The sequence below is a fragment of the Streptomyces sp. NPDC048584 genome (assembly GCF_043199595.1).
Lineage (GTDB): Bacteria > Actinomycetota > Actinomycetes > Streptomycetales > Streptomycetaceae > Streptomyces > Streptomyces edwardsiae.
Genome location: NZ_JBICWF010000011.1, coordinates 192,018 through 208,278, shown reverse-complemented (window position 1 = coordinate 208,278; position 16,261 = coordinate 192,018). Strand labels below are relative to the sequence as shown.

Here is a 16,261-nt window from a genome sequence, read left to right as displayed (position 1 = left end):
CGGACGGTGCCGGTGGAGGAGAACCGCACACTGCGGGCGCTGGGGCTGGAGAAGGCGCCGCGGGAGCATCCGCTGCTGTATCCGGGCGCCTGGCCACGGGATTCCGGGCTGCTGGACGGGGAGCGGCTGCTGCCGCCGGAGCGGCTGACGTACGAGGACCGGGTGCCCGTGCTCGCGGTCGGGTCCAACGCCTGTCCCGGCCAGCTGCGGCACAAGATGGCCGAGTCCGGCATCATCACACCGGTCCCGATGACGCGGACACGGGTGACCGGCGTCGGCATCGGTGTCTCGGCGCATGTGAGCCGTATGGGTTACGTGTCCCATTCGCCGGTCCGCGCCCCGCAGGCGGTACGGGAACTGTTCGTCATCTGGCTGGACGCCCGGCAGCTCGCGGTGATCGACGCGAGCGAGGGCGCGCCACGGCCGGACGGCAACTTCCAGCGCGTCTGGCTGCCCGCCCCCGACGTACGGATCGCGCTCGCCGACGGTTCCGCGCTCGCCGGCGCGTACGCGTACGTGAACCGCCATGGGGTGCTGCACGACGGCACCGGCGTCCCGCGCGTCCATCCGGGCCAGCGCGAACTGCTCACCGAGCTGCTCGCGCACGTACCCGGGATGCGGGAGCTGTTCGGCGGCTCCCCCGAGGAGTTCTGCGAGCGGGCTCGCGCCGACCCAGGACTGTGCGCACGCGGCACCCGGCTGTTCGGGGAGCGGGGGCTGGTGACGTCCGGCGGTCTCGAGCGGTACGCGGGGCCTCAGCAGTACGGCAGTCCCGGCACCGGTGCGTCGTTGGCGCCGCCCCTGATGTAGACGTCGCTGACCCAGACACCGGTGTTGCCGCTGTCGTCGTCGGTCCGGGCCCACCAGACGTTGGTCCACTGGCCGCTCGTCTCGCGGCGGCCCAGGTTCTGCTGGCAGTAGAAGTAGTTGGTGCCCGCGTTGAGGACGCCGGCCTCGGTGCCGGAGGCGGTGTAGGACTTGGCGGTGCGCCAGACCTGGCAGTTGTACCTGCCGCCGCCGATCGGGTCGCAGACGGGGGCGGGCGTGGTGGCGCCGCCGTCGTCTCCCGGCGCGGCGCCGGCGTCGCCCGTGGTGCCGCTGTCCGGGGTCCTCTCCGGCGCTGACGTGGCGGGACGGTCGGCGGGGGTCTTCCCGGCCGTCCCCGCGGCGCCGGACCTCTCCGACGGTGCCGCGCTCCTCTCCTTGTCCGCGCCGGTCTCCAGAGGTCGTCCGGCGTCCGTGTCACCGGACCTCGTGGGCGAGGCCGGGGCGTCGTTGCCGGAGTGCGCGTCCGTCCGGCCGCCGTCCGGGGAGTTGAGTACGGCGACGGTGATGCCCGCCGCCGCGAGGACGACGGCGACGGCCACGCCGACGAGCAGCGCGCGCCCCTTGCGGCGGGAGGGCGGGGCCGGGTCCATGGGGCCGGTGGGTGTCGAGCCGACGGCCGGGGCGGCGGGAACGCCTGCGCCCGGGGCCCGTGGCCGGCTCGGCCGCTCCGGTGGCCCGAAGCCCGGTGGCACCGCCGCGACGCCGACCTCGGTCTCGGTGCGGCCGGGTGCGGGTGCGGGCGCCGGGGGGCGCAGCGAGGCCGTCGGGGTGTCCGCGCCGGCGGCGACGGCTTCCAGGAGTTCGCGTGCCTCGGCCGCCTCCGGACGGCACTCGGGCCGTTTGTCCAGGAGTCGGGCGAGAACGGGGCCGAGCGGCCCGGCCCGGCCCGACTCGGGAAGGGGCTCGGAGACGATCGCGGTGAGCGTGGAGAACGTCGACGTACGGCGGAAGGGTGAGGCGCCTTCCACGGCCGCGTAGAGCGTGGCGCCCAGCGCCCAGACGTCGGAGGCCGGTCCCGGGACGGCGCCCTGGGCGCGCTCGGGGGCCAGGTAGTCGAGGGAGCCGACGATCTCGCCGCTGCGGGTGAGGTGGGTGGCCGCGCCGTCGCCCGGGTCGTCCATGGCGGCGATGCCGAAGTCGGTGAGGACCACCCGGCCCGAGCGGTCGAGCAGGATGTTGCCGGGCTTCACGTCGCGGTGCAGCACCCCGGCGCGGTGCGCGGCGCCCAGCGCGTCCATCACGCCGGCGCCGATCCCGGCCGCCTCGCGCGGGTCGAGGGTGCCCCGGTCGCGGAGCACGTCGTCCAGGGACGGGCCGTCGACGAGTTCCATGACGATCAGGGGACGGCCGTCCGTCTCCGCGATGTCGTGGACGGAGATCACACCGGGGTGGCGCACCCGGGCCGCGGCGCGGGCCTCGCGCTGCATGCGCAGGCCCAGATCGGCCAGTTCGGATCCGGCGGCGTCGGTGTAGGTGCGCAGTTCCTTGACCGCCACCTCGCGGCCGAGGACCTCGTCCACCGCCTTCCAGACCACGCCCATGCCACCGCGCCCCAGCCGGCCGGTGACCCGGTAGCGGCCGGCCAGCAGCCGCCCGGTGCCGTCCGCCTGCCCGTTCTCCCCCGTCGACACCACTGCCCCGCTCCTCGACACCACCGACCGTGCGTGGCGTACAGCCTAAGGGGCTTGTGTGACAGGTCGGGGCACGGTGTCTTCGGCCTCCCAGCGCAGCAGGTCGCCCGGCTGGCAGTCGAGCACGTCGCAGAGCGCGGCGAGGGTGGTGAAGCGGACCGCCTTGGCGCGGCCGTTCTTCAGCACGGCCAGGTTGGCCGGGGTGATCCCGACACGTTCGGCGAGTTCGCCCACGGACATCTTCCGTCTGGCCAGCATCACGTCGATGTCGACGACGATGGGCATCAGATCACCTCGGCCAGCTCGGCACGCATCAGCGACGCCTCGACGTCGCGTGCGACGGCCTGTGCCAGCAGCATCCGCAGGACGAGGACGATGAGGGCGATGCCGAGGATCGCCAGTCCGGCCCCGCCGAGCAGGGCCACGACGCCCGGGGCGACGGCCTCGCCGGGTGCGAGGAGCGCGCCGAGCGCGAACACCAGGAGCGCGGCGGCGACGAACGCGCCGATGACGGCGTGGACGTAGCGGAAGGCCGCGTGGGAGAAGACCGTGCCGCGCCGGGCCATCGTCACCAGCCGCCAGACGCAGACCAGGACGGTCTGGGCGGCCACCACTCCGAGGACCACGATGAGGAGGAAGGGGGCGCGAAGGTGGGAGTACTCCGCGTCCAGCCCCTCCAGGTCGCTCGCCATCAGCGGCACGAGCACCGTCTGGACAGCCAGGGAACCCGCCAGCAGTGCCACGATCACCATGCGCAGCGCGAGTACGGTCAGCCGTCCCATCGCCCCTCCTTGAACCGAATCACGATGGGAATCTATCGAGATTCGATAGGTGAGGCAAACGAGGGCTACCGCGGGCCTCCCCGCCCGGGTGAGGCGAAGCCCTCCAGTCCGGCGCGGGAGAGGCCGGTCCGGTGCGCCACCTCGGCGCTGTCCAGGGCACCGCAGTCCAGTCCTCGCAGCAGAAACCCGGCGAGCGCCTTGGCGGTGGCGGGCTCGTCCATGACGTCGCCGCCGGCCCGGTCGGCGTAGCGGGCCAGCCGGGTGGCGGCCTGCTCGAAACCCTCGCGGTAGAAGGCGAAGACGGCGGCGTAGCGAGGGGGGAGGTGGCCGGGGTGCATGTCCCAGCCCTGGTAGTAGGCGCGCGCGAGGGCGCGGCGGGTGAGGCGGTAGTGCAGCCGCCAGGCGTCGTGGACCCGGTCCGCCGGGCCGACGGGCAGAACGTTGGTGGAGCCGTCCGAAAGACGTACGCCGGTGCCCGCCGCGGCGACCTGCATGACGGCCTTGGCGTGGTCGGCGGCCGGGTGGTCGCTCGCCTGATGGGCGGCGGAGACACCGAGGCAGGCGCTGTAGTCGAAGGTGCCGTAGTGCAGTCCGGTGGCGCGGCCCCCGGCGGCCCGGATCAGGCGGGCGACGGTGGCGGTGCCGTCGGCGGCGAGAACGGCCTGGCTGGTCTCGATCTGGATCTCGAAGCCGATCCGGCCGTCCTCGAGGCCGTGCGCCTCCTCGAAGGCGGCGAGGAGCCGGGCCATGGCGGTGACCTGCTCGGGGTAGGTGACCTTGGGCAGGGTCAGGAGGAGTCCGTCCGGCAGTCGGCCGGCTTCCACCAGGCCGGTGAGGAAGACGTCGAGGGTGCGGATGCCCCGGTCACGGACGGCGGCCTCCAGGCACTTCATGCGGATGCCCATGTACGGGGCGGCGGTACCGGCGTCGTACGCCTCGGCGATCAGCCGGGCCGCGCGGGCCGCGTCCGCGTCCTCCTCGGCGTCGGCGCGGGTGCCGTACCCGTCCTCGAAGTCCACCCGCAGGTCTTCCACCGGCTCGCGCTCCAGTTTGGCGCGGACACGGCCGTACACGTCGTCGGCGTGCGTCTCGTCGAGGCCGAGGACGGCGGCGAAGGAGGCGGCGTCCGGGGCGTGTGCGTCGAGTGCGGCGAGCGCCCGGTCACCCCAGGTGCGGAGGGTTCCGGCGGCGAAGGCGTCGGCGGGGACGTAGACGGTGTGGACGGGCTGCCGGGTGCCGGGGTCCCCGGGGTAGCGGCGCCGCAGTTCGGCGTCGACCGGTGCGAGGGAGGCGGCGATCTCGTCGGTGACGGCGCTCGTGAGACTGGTCGTCACCCGCTCCTGGCCCATGCCACCCCTCCCGAACTTCCACGATTCGAGATCAACAATTCGTTGAATGAAGTTATCGGGCGGCTTTCCCACCGGTCAACACCGCTCCCGCCGCCCGGTCCGCTCCGCCGTCTCGTCATGCTCACATTCGTCTGGCACCGTTTGTGTGTGCCGACTCACCGCCGTGTCACACGCCGTCCGGTGCTGAAGGGCGCGCTCGCGGCGTCCGTGACCCTTCCGCTCTCCAGTACAGCACTGTCCTCCGAACCCGCCTCGGCGGACGAACCGCCCGACCGCGCGCTGGAGGTCATGTCGTTCAACCTGCGGTTCGCGAACACGGCCGAGCCGCACAGCTGGGCCGCCCGCAGGCCGGTCATGCGGCAGCTGCTGCGCCGCGAACGCCCGCACGTCCTCGGCACCCAGGAGGGCCTCTACGGTCAACTGCGCGACATCGAGGCCGACCTGGGGCCGTCGTACGACTGGATCGGCACCGGACGCGCGGGCGGCAGCCGGGACGAGTTCATGGCCGTCCTCTACGACACCCGGCGGCTGGTCCCGCTGGAGTACGACCACTTCTGGCTGTCCGGCACTCCCGAGGTGATCGCGTCGAACACCTGGGGCAACGCCCACCTCCGCATGGCCACTTGGGTCCGGTTCCGCGATCTGCGCGTCGGCGGGCGGGAGTTCTGCGTGCTCGACACCCATCTGGACAACGCGAACCAGTCCGCGCGCGAGCGGTCCGCCGTGCTCATCGCCGAACGCGTCGGGCACCTGGCCCGTTCGCTGCCGGTGATCGTGACGGGCGACTTCAATGTCGCGGCCCACGGCAACCCCGTGTACGACACGATGCTGGGCGCCGGACTCGTCGACACATGGGACACCGCGGCCGTACGCGGTAAGGCGTACGGCACGTATCACGGGTATCTGCCGCTGGTGCCGGGCGGTGCCCGCATCGACTGGATCCTGGCCACGCCCGGCGTCACGGTGCACCGGGCCTCGGTCAACACCTTCACGGTGGACGGCCGTTTCCCCAGCGACCATCTGCCGGTCCAGGCCGCGCTCACCCTGTGACGCGCCGAGGCCCCCGCGACCGGTGCGGTCACGGGGGCCTCGTACGGCTCGGGGCGATCAGCCCTTGCGGGTCCTGATCTCCTCGGTCAGCTGCGGCACGACGTCGAACAGGTCGCCGACGATGCCGTAGTCGACCAGGTCGAAGATCGGAGCCTCGGCGTCCTTGTTGATGGCCACGATGGTCTTCGAGGTCTGCATACCGGCCCGGTGCTGGATCGCGCCCGAGATACCGGAGGCGATGTACAGCTGCGGCGAGACCGACTTGCCGGTCTGGCCGACCTGGTTGGTGTGCGGGTACCAGCCGGCGTCGACGGCGGCACGCGAGGCACCGACGGCCGCGCCGAGCGAGTCGGCGAGCGCCTCGATGATCGCGAAGTTCTCCGCGCCGTTGACACCACGGCCGCCGGAGACCACGATCGCGGCCTCGGTCAGCTCGGGGCGGCCCGTCGACTCACGCGGGGTACGGCCGGTGACCTTGGTGCCGGTCGCCTGGGCGGAGAAGGTCACGCTCAGGGCCTCGACCGCACCGGCGGCCGGGGCGGCCTCCACGGCGACCGAGTTCGGCTTGACCGTGATGACCGGGGTGCCCTTGGAGACACGGGACTTGGTGGTGTAGGAGGCGGCGAACACCGACTGCGTGGCCACCGGGCCCTCGTCGCCGGCCTCCAGGTCGACGGCGTCGGTGATGACGCCCGACCCGAGACGCAGCGCCAGACGGGCGGCGATCTCCTTGCCCTCGGCGGACGAGGGGACCAGGACGGCGGCCGGGGAGACGGCCGCGTGGGCGGCCTGGAGGGCGTCCACCTTCGGCACGACCAGGTAGTCGGCGTACTCGGCGGCCTCGTCGGTGAGGACCTTCACCGCGCCGTGCTCGGCGAGCGCGGCGGCGGTGTCACCGGCGCCGCCTCCCAGTGCGACGGCGACGGGCTCGCCGATGCGGCGGGCCAGGGTCAGCAGCTCCAGGGTGGGCTTGCGGACGGCACCGTCCACGTGGTCGACGTAGACGAGAACTTCAGCCATGGGACTTCTTCTCTCCTGCTTGCGAAGGGTGAGGGGCGGGAAGCGGGTTGAGCCCGTGGCTCAGACGAACTTCTGGCTCGCGAGGAACTCGGCGAGCTGCTTGCCGCCCTCGCCCTCGTCCTTGACGATCGTGCCGGCGGTACGGGCCGGGCGCTCGGCCGCGGAGTCGACGACCGTGTACGCGTTCTCCAGGCCGACCTCGTCCTCGTCGATGTCGAGGTCGGACAGGTCCCACGACTGAACCGGCTTCTTCTTCGCCGCCATGATGCCCTTGAAGGACGGGTAACGGGCCTCACCGGACTGGTCGGTGACCGACACCACGGCCGGCAGGGAGGCCTCGAGTTGCTCGGAGGCGGCGTCGCCGTCCCGGCGGCCCTTCACCGTGCCGTCCTCGACGGACACCTCGGACAGCAGGGTCACCTGCGGCACGCCCAGACGCTCGGCGAGCAGCGCCGGTACGACGCCCATGGTGCCGTCGGTGGAGGCCATTCCGGAGACGACCAGGTCGTAGCCCGCCTTCTCGATGGCCTTGGCAAGGACCAGGGAGGTGCCGATGGCGTCGGTGCCGTGCAGGTCGTCGTCCTCGACGTGGATCGCCTTGTCCGCGCCCATGGACAGCGCCTTGCGCAGGGCGTCCTTGGCGTCCTCGGGGCCCACCGTCAGGACGGTGATCTCCACGTCGTCGTCGGATTCCTCCGAGATCTGCAGCGCCTGCTCCACCGCGTACTCGTCCAGTTCGGAGAGCAGACCGTCCACGTCGTCACGGTCGACGGTCAGGTCATCGGCGAAGTGCCGGTCGCCAGTGGCGTCGGGCACGTACTTCACGGTGACAACGATCCTCAAGCTCACGCCGGCTCTCCTACTGCATCGTCATTTCTGGCTGCCTGCCTTCAGGCAGCATAGGCGCCTGAATCGGGCGTTCCCGGTCGGGGCGGCCCGCGCTCCGAACGAAATATTACTCGTCAGTACACCCAGATCCTTCCCGCTGAGCAAGCGCTTTGAACTGTGACCTTCGCAACGCAGCGTAACCGGAACTCGACGGGTCCGCGACCAGGAGAGGACCCGTCGTCAGTCGCGCAGACCGCCGAAACGTCCCTGGTGATAGAGGAGCGGACGGCCCTGTCCCGTGGGGTCGCCGAGCAGGACCTGGGCGAGGACGATCCGGTGGTCGCCGGCGGGCACGCGGGTCACCACCCTGCACACCATCCAGGCCGGCACGCCGTCCAGTACGGGGACGCCCTGCGGCCCCTCCCGCCAGGCGGTGGACGGTCCGAAGCGGTCGGCGCCGCTGCGCGCGAAGGTCTCCGCGAGCTCCCGCTGGTGCTCCCCGAGGAGATGCACGCCGACGTGTTCGCCCGTCGCGATCACCGGCCATGTGGAGCTGCCGGTGCCGATGGCGAACGAGAGCATCGGGGGCTCGGCGGAGACGGAGGCGAGGGAGGTCGCGGTGAAGCCGACCGGGCCCGAGCGGCCCTGCGCGGTGATCACGGCGACGCCCGCCGCGTGCCTGCGGAAGACCGAGCGCAGCAGTTCGGGCGAGGCGGGCCGGGCGGTACCGGGGCCGGACGCGACCGTCATGCCGGACGGCCGGGCACCCGCGCGGGGTGAAGGAGTTCCGAGGGCATGAGGTCAGGCTGACGACGGATGGCATGCACAGTCAAGTCGGTCCTGCGATGTGCGAGATGCCTCACCGCGGTCCGGCCGGTCCGGCCAGGGCCGCTCCCAGTGCGGCGATCACGTCGGCCTTGCGGGGCAGGCCGGCCGCGCGCCGTGCGACCCGCCCGGCGGCGTCGAGGACCAGGACCGTCGGCGTCCGTACGATCTCCAGACGGCGTACGAGGTCCAGGTGGGCCTCGGCGTCGATCTCCACGTAGGCCACGCCGGGCACCAGTCCCGCCACCTCGGCGAGCACCCGCCGGGTCGCCCGGCAGGGCGCGCAGAAGGCACTGGAGAACTGCACCAGGGTGGCACGCTCCCCCAGTTCCGTCCCCATGTCGGCCCACGGTCCGGTCACTTCGCGCCACCTCTCTCGTTCCGGCTCCCCCCTGCGACGATGTCCAGCGCTCCCGAGGCGGCGCGCATTCCCGGCCGCGCGCACAAAGCCCGAGGTGGATCAAAGGGTGGAAGTGACGAGAATCTCGCCTCGGACGGGCACCAGGACTGGTTCACCGGCCGTTCTTCGGGCACCATCTGCGACAAGCCGTAAAACCTACGGCTGCGTAACTTCGACTGGGAGCCTCCTTCCCAGACACAGAAGGAAGGGTTCTCACCCGCCCATGGCAGAACTCGTCTACCGGCCCGTCGTCGGTTTCGCCCGCACCCTGTTCAAGGCGTGGGACCTCAAGATCGACTGCCAGGGTTCGGAGAACATACCGCGTTCGGGCGGCGCCGTGCTGGTGAGCAATCACATCAGCTACCTGGATTTCGTCTTCAACGGCCTGGCGGCGCTCCCCCAGAAGCGGCTCGTGCGCTTCATGGCGAAGGAGTCGGTCTTCCGGCACCGGGTCTCCGGTCCGCTGATGCGCGGTATGAAGCACATCCCGGTGGACCGCAAGCAGGGCGAGGCGGCGTACGAGCACGCGCTGCGGTCGCTGCGGTCCGGGGAGATCGTGGGTGTCTTCCCGGAGGCGACGATCTCGCAGTCGTTCACGCTGAAGAGCTTCAAGTCGGGTGCCGCCCGGCTGGCGCAGGAGGCGGGCGTGCCGCTGATCCCGATGGCGGTGTGGGGCACACAGCGGCTGTGGACCAAGGGGCACCCGCGCAACTTCAAGCGCAGCCACACCCCGATCACCATTCGGGTGGGCGAGGCGCTCGAGGCGTCGAAGGACAAGTACGCGGGCGCGATCACCCGGCAGTTGCGGGAGCGCGTGCAGGAGTTGCTGGAGGCGGCGCAGCGGGCGTACCCCGTGCGGCCGAAGGGCCCGGACGACACCTGGTGGATGCCGGCCCACCTCGGCGGCACGGCCCCCACCCCGGAACAGGTCCGTCAGGCCGAGGCCCACTGACACCCACCGCCCCGGGCGCCCCGCCTCGGCCATAGGGTCCCGCCAGTATTCACGGAACCGGCGTCGCGCACGCCGGTTCCGTTCTGTCGGCTGCGCTCCGGGGGCGAGGATGCGACGCTGGATCAAGGTGGCGGTGACGGCCGCTGCGGTACGGGGGCTGAGCGGTTGGATCGCCGCACCCTACGTCCAGGACCGGTGGCTGGTTCGCACGGCCTGCGACGGGACGCTCCCGGAGGACGCGGTGCGGCAACTGGCCGAGGAGGGGTCCCACTTCGCTGACGCGCGGTCGGTGACGTACCGGGAACTCGGCGAGTACGGGTGCACGCTGTCGTTCGAGGGCGACGAGCCGCGCAGCGAACTGGTGCTGCGGGTGGAGGCCTACACCGAACGGGACCAGCAGGACCGGGAGTTCATGTCCACCTTCCCGGAGAACGGCTTCATCTCGCAGGCCTCGTCCACGACGTCGGCGACGGCATAGGCGGCGCGGGCCTGGGCCACGGTGTGCGGTGTGCCGGGGCCCGGGGCGCGGCCTCCACCACGGCGCCGAGTGCCGTGGCGCCGTCGCCGCACGGGTGCTCGTGGGCGATGAGTGCGCGTACGGCCGGGAGGCGGGACATGTCGTCGCCCGGGTCGCCGACGTTCGCCGGGTGCCGCCGCGCCCCCGTGCCGCCCCAGCGGGGCGGCTGCCCGCGGCTACGGGGATGCGGCGGGGCGACCGGGGTCAGTCGGCGAGTGCTGTGGGGAGGGTTTGCCACAGGTGGGGGCGGTCGGGGGCTGCGCGTAGGGCGGTCAGGACCGCGGGGTGCGGTGCGGCGTACAGGACCGGGCAGTCGCCTTCGCCCGACGCGGGGTCCGGTGTGAAAGCCAATTGTTCGCCCGTCAGGGAGAATCGCGCGTCCACTCCCGGTTTGTTGCCGCGGGGGTCCTGGCGGTGCCAGGCGGCGTTGAAGCGTACGGCGACCAGGCCGTGCACGACACCGAGGTTCTGGTAACAGAGTGCGGTGGGGATGTCCTCGGCGCGCAGCAGTGCGGCCAGCGCGTGGGCCTTGGCGTAGCAGATGCCGGTGCGCTGTTCCAGGACGTCGGAGGCGCGCCAGGTGACCCGGAGATCGCCGGAGTCCTGTGAGTGCGGAATGGTGTCCCGCACGAACTCGAACGCCGCCCGCGCATAGTCATACGAGTCGGTTGCCCCGGCGGCGAGGCGTGCCGCCGTCTCACGGACCAGCGGATGGTGATGGTCGATCGCCTCGTCGGCGGCCAAGTAGGCGGAGAGGTCCGGGGTTTCCTGGATCAGCTGCATGCCGCCAGAGCATAGGTACGCGACCGGCCGACAGTCAATGTATTTCCAGACAGCCGCATACTTATGCAAGGAGTCAGCGCGCCATCTCCTCCTTGAGCGCCGCCACGAACGCGTCCACGTCGTCCTCGGTCGTGTCGTACGCGCACATCCAGCGCACGACGCCGGCCGCCTCGTCCCAGAAGTAGAAGCGGAACCGCTTCTGCAGCCGCTCGCTCACGTCGTGCGGCAGCCGCGCGAAGACCGCGTTGGCCTGCACCTCGTGAAGGATCTCCACGCCGTGCACGGCGCGTGCGCCCTCGGCCAGCCGCTGCGCCATCTCGTTCGCGTGCCGGGCGTTGCGCAGCCACAGGTCACGGGCGAGCAGGGCCTCCAGCTGCACCGAGACGAAGCGCATCTTGGACGCCAGCTGCATCGACAGCTTGCGCAGATGCTTCATATGACGGACGGCGTCCTGGTCGATGACGACGACCGCCTCGCCGAACATCGCGCCGTTCTTGGTGCCGCCCAGGGACAGCAGGTCGACGCCGACGCCGTTGGTGAAGGTGCGCATCGGCACGTCCAGCGTGGCGGCCGCGTTGGCCAGTCGGGAACCGTCGACGTGCACCTTCATGCCGTGCGCGTGGGCGTGCTCGCAGATGGCGCGGATCTCGTCCGGGGTGTACACCGTGCCCAGCTCGGTGGCCTGGGCTATGGAGACCACCTGGGGCATCGCCCGGTGCTCGTCCTCCCAGCCGTACGCCTGCCGGTCGATCAGCTCGGGGGTGAGCTTGCCGTCCGGCGTCGGCACGGTGAGCAGCTTGATGCCGCCGACCCGCTCCGGGGCGCCGCCCTCGTCCACGTTGATGTGGGCGCTCTCGGCGCAGATCACCGCGCCCCAGCGGTCGGTGACCGCCTGGAGCGCGACGACGTTGGCCCCGGTGCCGTTGAAGACGGGGAACGCCTCGGCGGTGGGTCCGAAGTGGCTGCGGATCACCTGCTGGAGGTTCTCGGTGTACGCGTCCTCGCCGTACGCGACCTGATGGCCGCCGTTGGCGACGGCCAGGGCGGCGAGGACCTCCGGGTGGACCCCGGCGTAGTTGTCGCTGGCGAAACCGCGGACGTCCGGGTCGTGATGACGACGCGCGTCGGTCCTCGGTGGGTTCACGGCTTCTCGGTCAGCCACAGACGGTTTCCGTTCACTTCCGCGGCGGGCTTGTCCCAGACGCCGACGATGGCCTCGGCGAGGTCCTTGACGTCCGTGAAGCCCGCGAACTTCGCGTTGGGGCGGTCGGCGCGCATCGCGTCGTGCACCAGCGCCTTCACCACCAGGATCGCAGCCGCCGACGTCGGCCCCCGCTCGCCCCCGGCCTTGCGGAAGTAGTCGCCCATGGCCAGCGTCCACGCCTCGGCGGCGGCCTTGCCGGCCGCGTACGCGGCGTTGCCGGCGGTGGGTTTGGTGGCACCGGACGCGCTGATCAGCACGTACCGGCCCCGCTCGCTGCGCTGCAGCGCCTCGTGGAAGGCGAGGCTGGTGTGCTGCACGGTGCGCACCAGCAGCAGCTCCAGGAAGTCCCAGTCGTCCAGGCTGGTCTTGGTGAAGGTCTCGCTGCCGCGCCAGCCGCCGACGAGATGCACCAGGCCGTCGACCCGCCCGAGCTCCTTCTCGACGCGGGTGGCCCACTCGCGGGTGGAGCCCAGGTCCAGCAGGTCGACGGTGTCACCGGTGACGGTGGCGCCGCCGTGCGCGTAGCGCGCCGCGTCGACGGCCTCCGCCAGCCGCTCCGGGTCGTTGTCCGAGCCGACGACGGTCGCCCCCGCCTCGGCCAGCCTGAGCAGCGCCGCCCGGCCCGCGGGTCCGCCCGCTCCGGCCACCGCGATCACCGCGCCCTCGAGCGCCCCGTTCCCCATGGTCCTCGCCTCCTGAGCAGTTGTGGAATCGCGATCGCTCACGCGGCGACCCGCTCCGCACCGTCCGCCGTGATGCCCTTGGTCTCGGCGATCACGTTCTTCAGCTTCTTGGACAGTGCCTCATAGAACATGCTCAGCGGAAACTCGTCCGGAAGCACGTCATCCACGAGTTTCCGCGGCGGCTGCGTCAGGTCGAGGGCGTCGGGACCCTTGGCCCACCTGGAGCCCGGGTGCGGGGAGAGGTAGGTGGAGACCAGCTCGTACCCGGCGAACCAGTGGACGAGCTTGGGGCGGTCGATGCCGTCGCGGTACAGCGTCTCGATCTCGGCGCACAGCCGGTTGGTGACCTGCGGGGCGCGCTCCCAGTCGATGGAGAGCCTGTTGTCGGTCCAGCGGACGACGTCGTGCTTGTGCAGGTAGGCGAAGAGCAGCTGGCCGCCGAGTCCGTCGTAGTTGCGGACGCGCGCCCCGGTGACCGGGAAGCGGAACATGCGGTCGAAGAGCACCGCGACCTGCACGTCACGGGCCTGCGGGACGCCGTCGCCGGCCAGCTTCACGGCCTCCTTGAAGGCGGTGAGGTCGCAGCGCAGCTCCTCCAGGCCGTACATCCAGAACGGCTGGCGCTGCTTGATCATGAAGGGGTCGAACGGCAGGTCGCCGTGGCTGTGGGTGCGGTCGTGGACCATGTCCCAGAGCACGAACGCCTCTTCGCAGCGCTTCTGGTCGTGCACCAGCGCGGCGACGTCCTCGGGCAGCTCCAGGCCCAGGATGTTCACGGCGGCCTCGGTGACGCGGCGGAAGCGGGCGGCCTCGCGGTCGCAGAAGATACCGCCCCAGGTGAACCGCTCGGGGGCCTCGCGCACCGCGATGGTCTCGGGGAAGAGGACCGCGGAGTTGGTGTCGTAGCCCGCGGTGAAGTCCTCGAAGGTGATGCCGCAGAACAGCGGGTTGTCGTAGCGGGTGCGCTCCAGCTCGGCCAGCCAGTCGGGCCAGACCATGCGCAGCACGACCGCCTCGAGGTTGCGGTCCGGGTTGCCGTTCTGGGTGTACATCGGGAAGACGACCAGGTGCTGCAGGCCGTCCTCGCGGTGTGCGGCCGGCTGGAAGGCCAGCAGCGAGTCGAGGAAGTCGGGCACCTCGAAGCCGCCGTCGGCCCAGCGGCCCAGGTCCTCGGCGAGCGCCTCGTGGTAGGCGCGGTCGTGCGGAAGCAGCGGGGCGAGCTCACCGACGGCGCCGATCACGGCGCGCACGGCGCCGTCGGCCTCGTCGCGGGACGGGGCGCCCTCGGCGTCGAAGTCGATCGAACCGTCCTTGGACTGCCAGGGCCGGATCCGCTCCACGGCATCCTTGAGCACGGGCCACGCCGGGTGCTCCACCACCCTCGTCGCCGAAGGAACCTGCCCCTCGACACCCACCTGCACAAGAATTTCCGTCATAACCCATCCTCCACGGGAGAACCTCGCGTAAGGAGACCGTATACATACGTGGTTTCTCCCAGCAAGGGGGGCCTCGGGAAATTATCCTGCCGCACCCCGGTCCTCACCGCATTTTTTCCTGCCGGACACCCGGGTGGACGACAGTGCCCGCGATCGAGGTTCAGCCTCTGGACGCGGCGGGCACAGGCGATACGGTCCAGGAGGGCCGTAGGGACGGCCCCCCGCCGCCGTCGACGGAAGCGAGTCACGTCTTGAACTTCCTCACCATCGGTCACCGCGGAATCATGGGTGTCGAACCCGAGAACACCCTCCGGTCCTTCGTCGCCGCCCAGGAGTCGGGCCTCGACGTCATCGAACTCGACCTCCATCTGAGCAAGGACGGCGCACTCGTCGTCATGCACGACGCCGAGGTGGACCGCACCACCGACGGCACGGGCGCGATCGCCGACAGGACGCTCGCCGAGCTGCGCGCCCTGGACGCCGGGCGGGGCGAGCGGATTCCCGTCTTCGAGGAGGTGCTGGACGCCGTACGGGCGCCTCTGCAGGCCGAGATCAAGGACGTCCAGGCGGCCCGTGCGCTGGCCGGGGTGATGAACGCGCGGGATCTGACCGACCGGGTCGAGGTGTCCTCGTTCCACGACGAGGCGATCACGGAGATCGCCCGTCTGGTGCCCGGTGTCCGTACGGCACTCGTGGCGAGCCGCTACGGCACGGACGTCGTCGAGCGGGCGGTCGCGGCCGGGGCCGGGGCCGTCTGTCTCAACATCCGCCGGCTCACCCTGGAGATCGTGGAGCAGGCGCGGAAGGCCGAGCTGAGGATCTTCGGCTGGGTGGTGAACACCCAGGACCACCTCCGGCTGGTGCGCGCCCTGGGACTCGACGGCGCCACCACCGACTATCCGGAGATCAAGCGCACCGGCCGCTTCACGGCGTGAGGCGTCAGACCAGTTCCTTCACCAGAAGTTCGAACTCCAGGTCGTCCCGCTGGGGGATGCCGAAGCGCTCGTCGCCGTACGGGAAGGGTGTCGTCCGGCCCGTACGGCGGTAGCCGCGCCGCTCGTACCAGGCGATCAGATCGTCGCGCACGGAGATCACCGTCATGTGCATCTCGGTCGCGCCCCAGTCCGCGCGGGCCTGACGCTCCGCCTCCGCGATGATCGTCCTGCCCAGTCCCGCGCCCTGGAGGGCGGGGCTGACCGAGAACATCCCGAAGTAGGCGTGTGAGCCGCGGTGTTCGAGCTGGCAGCAGGCGACGACGCGGCCGCCCCGCTCGACCGTGAGCAGCCGGCTGTCCGGGGACTTGATGACCTCCAGCACACCCTCCGGGTCGGTCCGCTGCCCCTCGAGGATGTCCGCCTCGGTGGTCCACCCGGCCCTGCTGGAATCGCCCCGGTACGCCGACTGGATCAGCGCGACGAGGACGTCCACATCGGCGTCGGTCGCGTCGCGGAAGGTCAGCGCGCTGTCGGTAACGGAATCCATGGGCACGTCTCCGGTTCTCCTGGGTGCCTTCCGGCGTGGCTCGGGCGGGATCGAGGGTAACCCGGCCACTACGCTCGGCCGCATGGTGCATGTACTGAGCAGCCGCATCCTGCTCCGCCCCACCGACCCCGACCGTTCCCGGGCCTTCTACGGGGAGCGGCTGGGCCTCGCCGTCCACCGCGAGTTCGGCACCGGCCCGGAGCGCGGCACCGTCTACTTCCTCGGCGGCGGTTTCCTGGAACTCTCGGGCCGCGCGGGCCCCTCCTCGGCGGCGCCCTCGTCCCCGGACGTACGGCTGTGGCTCCAGGTCGAGGACATCGCGGTCACGCACGAGGAGCTGGCGGGCAAGGGCGTCGACATCGTCCGTCCGCCGTTGCTGGAGCCGTGGGGGCTGCTCGAGATGTGGATCGCCGACCCGGACGGCACACCGATCGTGCTGGTGGAGATCCCGGAGCAGCACCCCCTCCGGTACCGGCCGGGCATCTAGGGGC

19 protein-coding genes are annotated in these 16,261 nt (G+C 71.4%); 6 read left to right on the top strand and 13 right to left on the bottom strand.

The genetic code is table 11. The features are described from left to right. The first annotated feature begins 6 nt into the window (after window positions 1–6). Window positions 7–810, top strand: a complete 804-nt coding sequence (locus ACGFR9_RS24640) for a hypothetical protein (RefSeq protein ID WP_393212197.1) — start codon at window positions 7–9, stop codon at window positions 808–810. Here the strand turns inward: ACGFR9_RS24640 and ACGFR9_RS24635 are convergent. The 4 genes from ACGFR9_RS24635 to ACGFR9_RS24620 form a co-directional block, all read right to left on the bottom strand. Further along, complete coding sequence (locus ACGFR9_RS24635) at window positions 756–2,459, bottom strand: protein kinase (protein ID WP_393212314.1); 1,704 nt, start codon at window positions 2,457–2,459, stop codon at window positions 756–758. The genes ACGFR9_RS24640 and ACGFR9_RS24635 overlap by 55 nt on opposite strands. 45 nt (window positions 2,460–2,504) lie before the next feature. After that, window positions 2,505–2,744 carry a helix-turn-helix transcriptional regulator gene (locus tag ACGFR9_RS24630; RefSeq protein WP_030214669.1) on the bottom strand — a complete coding sequence of 80 codons (240 nt, stop codon included), beginning with the start codon at window positions 2,742–2,744 and terminating at the stop codon, window positions 2,505–2,507. Next, entirely contained in the window at window positions 2,744–3,241 is a 498-nt protein-coding gene (locus ACGFR9_RS24625; protein ID WP_393212195.1) for a DUF2975 domain-containing protein, read from the bottom strand. Before ACGFR9_RS24625 ends, ACGFR9_RS24630 begins: the two co-directional genes overlap by 1 nt. 65 nt (window positions 3,242–3,306) lie before the next feature. Further along, window positions 3,307–4,590, bottom strand: a complete 1,284-nt coding sequence (locus ACGFR9_RS24620; RefSeq protein ID WP_393212193.1) for a DUF6986 family protein — start codon at window positions 4,588–4,590, stop codon at window positions 3,307–3,309. 147 nt (window positions 4,591–4,737) lie between these two features. Between ACGFR9_RS24620 and ACGFR9_RS24615 the strand changes: the two genes are divergently transcribed. Continuing rightward, on the top strand, window positions 4,738–5,640 hold the full coding sequence (locus tag ACGFR9_RS24615; RefSeq protein ID WP_393212191.1) for an endonuclease/exonuclease/phosphatase family protein: 903 nt from the start codon (window positions 4,738–4,740) through the stop codon (window positions 5,638–5,640). 57 nt (window positions 5,641–5,697) lie between these two features. Here the strand turns inward: ACGFR9_RS24615 and ACGFR9_RS24610 are convergent, their stop codons facing one another. The 4 genes from ACGFR9_RS24610 to ACGFR9_RS24595 form a co-directional block, all read right to left on the bottom strand. Further along, entirely contained in the window at window positions 5,698–6,660 is a 963-nt protein-coding gene (locus ACGFR9_RS24610) for an electron transfer flavoprotein subunit alpha/FixB family protein (RefSeq protein ID WP_393212189.1), read from the bottom strand. 60 nt (window positions 6,661–6,720) lie between these two features. Next, window positions 6,721–7,509, bottom strand: a complete 789-nt coding sequence (locus ACGFR9_RS24605) for an electron transfer flavoprotein subunit beta/FixA family protein (RefSeq protein WP_393212188.1) — start codon at window positions 7,507–7,509, stop codon at window positions 6,721–6,723. Between the two features lie 219 nt (window positions 7,510–7,728). Continuing rightward, window positions 7,729–8,238 carry a flavin reductase family protein gene (locus tag ACGFR9_RS24600; RefSeq protein ID WP_393212186.1) on the bottom strand — a complete coding sequence of 170 codons (510 nt, stop codon included), beginning with the start codon at window positions 8,236–8,238 and terminating at the stop codon, window positions 7,729–7,731. Window positions 8,239–8,347: 109 nt separating this feature from the next. Further along, window positions 8,348–8,758 carry a thioredoxin family protein gene (locus ACGFR9_RS24595; protein WP_393212184.1) on the bottom strand — a complete coding sequence of 137 codons (411 nt, stop codon included), beginning with the start codon at window positions 8,756–8,758 and terminating at the stop codon, window positions 8,348–8,350. Window positions 8,759–8,936: 178 nt separating this feature from the next. On the opposite strand from ACGFR9_RS24595, the gene ACGFR9_RS24590 reads away from it, so the two are divergent. Together ACGFR9_RS24590 and ACGFR9_RS24585 are read left to right on the top strand one after the other, a co-directional pair. Beyond that, complete coding sequence (locus ACGFR9_RS24590) at window positions 8,937–9,665, top strand: lysophospholipid acyltransferase family protein (RefSeq protein ID WP_393212182.1); 729 nt, start codon at window positions 8,937–8,939, stop codon at window positions 9,663–9,665. A gap of 109 nt (window positions 9,666–9,774) precedes the next feature. Then, window positions 9,775–10,143: a hypothetical protein gene (locus ACGFR9_RS24585; RefSeq protein ID WP_393212180.1), complete on the top strand. Its 369-nt coding sequence runs from the start codon at window positions 9,775–9,777 to the stop codon at window positions 10,141–10,143. Between the two features lie 243 nt (window positions 10,144–10,386). Here ACGFR9_RS24585 and ACGFR9_RS24580 read toward each other — a convergent pair whose 3' ends face one another. The 4 genes from ACGFR9_RS24580 to ACGFR9_RS24565 all read right to left on the bottom strand — a co-directional run bounded on the left by ACGFR9_RS24580 (window position 10,387) and on the right by ACGFR9_RS24565 (window position 14,288). Continuing rightward, window positions 10,387–10,965: a transglutaminase domain-containing protein gene (locus ACGFR9_RS24580; protein ID WP_393212178.1), complete on the bottom strand. Its 579-nt coding sequence runs from the start codon at window positions 10,963–10,965 to the stop codon at window positions 10,387–10,389. A 73-nt stretch (window positions 10,966–11,038) separates the two neighbouring features. Continuing rightward, entirely contained in the window at window positions 11,039–12,109 is a 1,071-nt protein-coding gene (locus ACGFR9_RS24575; protein ID WP_393212176.1) for a threonine aldolase family protein, read from the bottom strand. Then, on the bottom strand, window positions 12,106–12,852 hold the full coding sequence (locus tag ACGFR9_RS24570) for an SDR family NAD(P)-dependent oxidoreductase (RefSeq protein ID WP_393212174.1): 747 nt from the start codon (window positions 12,850–12,852) through the stop codon (window positions 12,106–12,108). The genes ACGFR9_RS24575 and ACGFR9_RS24570 overlap by 4 nt, the downstream gene beginning before the upstream one ends. Before the next feature lie 38 nt (window positions 12,853–12,890). After that, window positions 12,891–14,288: a DUF6421 family protein gene (locus ACGFR9_RS24565; RefSeq protein ID WP_393212172.1), complete on the bottom strand. Its 1,398-nt coding sequence runs from the start codon at window positions 14,286–14,288 to the stop codon at window positions 12,891–12,893. Window positions 14,289–14,539: 251 nt separating this feature from the next. Here ACGFR9_RS24565 and ACGFR9_RS24560 point away from each other — a divergent pair, with 251 nt between their 5' ends. Next, a complete protein-coding gene (locus ACGFR9_RS24560; protein ID WP_393212170.1) occupies window positions 14,540–15,223 on the top strand; it encodes a glycerophosphodiester phosphodiesterase in 684 nt (227 codons plus the stop codon). A gap of 4 nt (window positions 15,224–15,227) precedes the next feature. Here ACGFR9_RS24560 and ACGFR9_RS24555 read toward each other — a convergent pair whose 3' ends face one another. Further along, window positions 15,228–15,770 (bottom strand): GNAT family N-acetyltransferase, encoded by a 543-nt coding sequence (locus tag ACGFR9_RS24555; protein WP_393212169.1) that lies wholly within the window; start codon window positions 15,768–15,770, stop codon window positions 15,228–15,230. An 82-nt stretch (window positions 15,771–15,852) separates the two neighbouring features. On the opposite strand from ACGFR9_RS24555, the gene ACGFR9_RS24550 reads away from it, so the two are divergent. Further along, a complete protein-coding gene (locus ACGFR9_RS24550; RefSeq protein ID WP_393212168.1) occupies window positions 15,853–16,257 on the top strand; it encodes a VOC family protein in 405 nt (134 codons plus the stop codon). The last annotated feature ends 4 nt before the right edge of the window (window positions 16,258–16,261 follow it).

What these genes read in the sequence shown, in the direction of transcription:
- ACGFR9_RS24630 (WP_030214669.1), bottom strand. Translation starts at nt 2,744, where the DNA reads ATGCCCATCGTCGTCGACATCGACGTGATGCTGGCCAGACGGAAGATG.
- ACGFR9_RS24625 (WP_393212195.1), bottom strand. Translation starts at nt 3,241, where the DNA reads ATGGGACGGCTGACCGTACTCGCGCTGCGCATGGTGATCGTGGCACTG.
- ACGFR9_RS24620 (WP_393212193.1), bottom strand. Translation starts at nt 4,590, where the DNA reads ATGGGCCAGGAGCGGGTGACGACCAGTCTCACGAGCGCCGTCACCGAC.
- ACGFR9_RS24610 (WP_393212189.1), bottom strand. Translation starts at nt 6,660, where the DNA reads ATGGCTGAAGTTCTCGTCTACGTCGACCACGTGGACGGTGCCGTCCGC.
- ACGFR9_RS24600 (WP_393212186.1), bottom strand. Translation starts at nt 8,238, where the DNA reads ATGACGGTCGCGTCCGGCCCCGGTACCGCCCGGCCCGCCTCGCCCGAA.
- ACGFR9_RS24590 (WP_393212182.1), top strand. Translation starts at nt 8,937, where the DNA reads ATGGCAGAACTCGTCTACCGGCCCGTCGTCGGTTTCGCCCGCACCCTG.
- ACGFR9_RS24585 (WP_393212180.1), top strand. Translation starts at nt 9,775, where the DNA reads ATGCGACGCTGGATCAAGGTGGCGGTGACGGCCGCTGCGGTACGGGGG.
- ACGFR9_RS24580 (WP_393212178.1), bottom strand. Translation starts at nt 10,965, where the DNA reads ATGCAGCTGATCCAGGAAACCCCGGACCTCTCCGCCTACTTGGCCGCC.
- ACGFR9_RS24570 (WP_393212174.1), bottom strand. Translation starts at nt 12,852, where the DNA reads ATGGGGAACGGGGCGCTCGAGGGCGCGGTGATCGCGGTGGCCGGAGCG.
- ACGFR9_RS24565 (WP_393212172.1), bottom strand. Translation starts at nt 14,288, where the DNA reads ATGACGGAAATTCTTGTGCAGGTGGGTGTCGAGGGGCAGGTTCCTTCG.
- ACGFR9_RS24555 (WP_393212169.1), bottom strand. Translation starts at nt 15,770, where the DNA reads ATGGATTCCGTTACCGACAGCGCGCTGACCTTCCGCGACGCGACCGAC.
- ACGFR9_RS24550 (WP_393212168.1), top strand. Translation starts at nt 15,853, where the DNA reads ATGGTGCATGTACTGAGCAGCCGCATCCTGCTCCGCCCCACCGACCCC.